Source organism: Mycobacterium sp., assembly GCF_036273375.1.
GTDB lineage: Bacteria > Actinomycetota > Actinomycetes > Mycobacteriales > Mycobacteriaceae > Mycobacterium.
The window spans coordinates 1-2,316 of the sequence record NZ_DASUHS010000255.1; the positions used below are offsets into that span (position 1 = coordinate 1).

Annotated in this window: 3 protein-coding genes; 1 reads left to right on the forward strand and 2 read right to left on the reverse strand. The window is 68.6% G+C overall.

The features are described from left to right. On the forward strand, positions 1–724 hold a 724-nt coding region (locus VFW69_RS22775), incomplete at its 5' end, for a hypothetical protein (protein ID WP_526504874.1). Between the two features lie 29 nt (positions 725–753). Here the strand turns inward: VFW69_RS22775 and VFW69_RS22780 are convergent. Then, positions 754–1,761: a vWA domain-containing protein gene (locus tag VFW69_RS22780; RefSeq protein ID WP_526504876.1), complete on the reverse strand. Its 1,008-nt coding sequence runs from the start codon at positions 1,759–1,761 to the stop codon at positions 754–756. Continuing rightward, positions 1,758–2,316: DUF58 domain-containing protein (locus VFW69_RS22785; RefSeq protein ID WP_526504878.1), on the reverse strand; the 559-nt coding region annotated here is incomplete at its 5' end. The genes VFW69_RS22785 and VFW69_RS22780, both read right to left, overlap by 4 nt.

Here is a 2,316-nt window from a genome sequence, read left to right on the forward strand (position 1 = left end):
CTGGGGTCCGGGTCCCACCCTCGGCACGGTGTTCCTGGTGGTGTTGTTCGCCGCGGATCTGGCGCTGGTCCGCAAGCTGGCACATGCCGGTGTCGACAAGGTGGTGCACGATTTCTCACGCCGTCTGCTCCGGGTCACCGCGTTGGCCACCGCGCTGTTCGCTTTCTACTGCTGGTACGGCGTGGACCATCTCTGGCAGTCGTACATAGGCGTCTTCTCCTACGCGTTGCCCCTGGCGTTGCTCATCTTGGGCTCTTCGGCGCTGATGGTGCTGGCGACGTCGCGGCAGGAGCTGGTAGCCCGCCGCCTGGCCGCCGGCGTCGCCGCGGGCAGCCTGGCGGTCGGGGTGGTGCTCGCGCTCACCACGGACGCCTTGCGCAGAGACCGCGACGAGCTGACGGGCGTGCCGCTCGCGCTCGACTACCTGGCCGCGCACGCCCACGGTAAACCGATCGTGCTACAGACCCGCACCGACGAATCCTGGGCCGACGCACTCGCGCTCCTCGACGCTGTCACCCGGGAGGGACAGCGTGCCTGCCTCGCACAGGAACGGTGGCGGCTTCAGGCCACCCCGCGGTTCATCTGCACGCCGCAAGAGATGGCCGGCGCGGCGCGCTTCACCCTCAGCCGCGTCGATCCGGTACCACCGGGCACCCCTGTGGTGCCGAATGTCAACCCAATCCCCGCGTCCTATCCGCCCTCGGCGATCATCGCCGCCGGCTGACAGTCACCTTCCAGCGATGCTGTCGAACGTCAGGTCGGCAGGCGCCGGTTGATCAGCAACGCGGCCAGCGCCGCCAGCGCCAACACCAGCGCACCCAGCCGCACCCAGCCCACGCTGGCATCGCCCTTGATGGTCTCGTAGCCGATCTGCTGCTGCAGCGTCGCGTACACGGATCTCAGTTCCTGCAATGACGCTGCGCTGTAAGCATTCCCACCCGAAAGCGTGGCGACCTTCTTCAGCGTCTCGTCGTCGACGGGCACCGGCTGGCGCTGGTCGTTGATTTCGACGAAGCCGTACGGGGTGCCGAACGAGATGGTCGAGATCGGCACGCCCTGGTCCTTGGCGGTGCGCGCGGCGGTGAAGGCGCCCTTCGGGTTGTCCGGGTTGGTCGGCATCGTCTCCTTGCCGTCGGAGAACAACACGATGCGCGCAGGCGGCGGTTTGTCGCCACCGCCGATCACCGCGCCGACCGTCGCGATGGCCTGCAAGGCGGTGAAGATGCCCTCCCCGGTGGCGGTGCGGTCGGCGAACTGAAGCTTGTCCAGCGCGGTCTTGGTCGATTCCCGATTGGTCGTCGGCGAAACCAACACCGTGGCGGTCCCCGCGTAGGCGATCAGGCCGAGGTTGATGCCCGGGGTCAGCTCGCCGGCGAACTGCTTTGCGGCCTCCTGCGCGGCCGCCATCCGGTTGGGCTGGACGTCGGTGGCGCGCATGGACTGCGAGACGTCGATGACCAGCATCACCACCGCACGGTTGCGGGGAATCCGGACGTCGTTCGTCGGACCCGCCATCGCGATGGTGAACAGGACCAGCGACGCGATGAGCAGAATCGCCGGCAGGTGCCGCCACTTGGGTGGCCTTTTGGGGGCGACGCTTTCCAGCAGCTCCATATTGGCGAACCGCAGCATGCGCCGCTGCCTGGCCAACTGCATCAGGATGTAGAGCGCGGCCAGCCCGAAGACGACAAGCAGGAACAGGAAGAACCACGAATGTTCAAAGCCCGACAACGACATTGGGCCGAGTAGCGGCAGCGTCACTGCCGCCCTGCCAATGCGCCGCGCCGGCGGGATTCGACAAACCGCACGATGTCGGCGATCCAATCCCGGTCGGTGCGCAGCGTCAGTATCGGGGCCCCGCAGCTGCGGATAGTGCGCGCCACATCGGCGCGGTGCGCCGCGGCGGCCTTGGCGAAATCGTCGCGCAGCTGGGCGTCGATGGTGAATTCGCGGGTGACGCCGGACTCGGCGTCCTGCAGCACTACGTCGCCGATGTCGGGCAGCTCGACGTCACGGGGGTCGAGCACCTCGATGGCCAGCACCTCGTGCCGGGCGGCGACTGCCCGCAGCGGCCGCATCCAGTTGATCGGCCCGAGGAAGTCGCTGATGATCACCGCCATGCCCCGGCGGCGTTCCGGACGGCGCAACGCGTCGATCGCCGTCGCCAGATCGCCGCGCACCCCGACCGGAGCGCGCGGCGTGGTGGCGATGGTGCGCAGCAGCGTCTGCTCGTGCTGGCGCCCGGAGCGCGCGGGCACCCGAGTGATGTTGGCACCGGTGGAAACGATCGCCCCGAGCCGATTGCCGCCGCCGCTG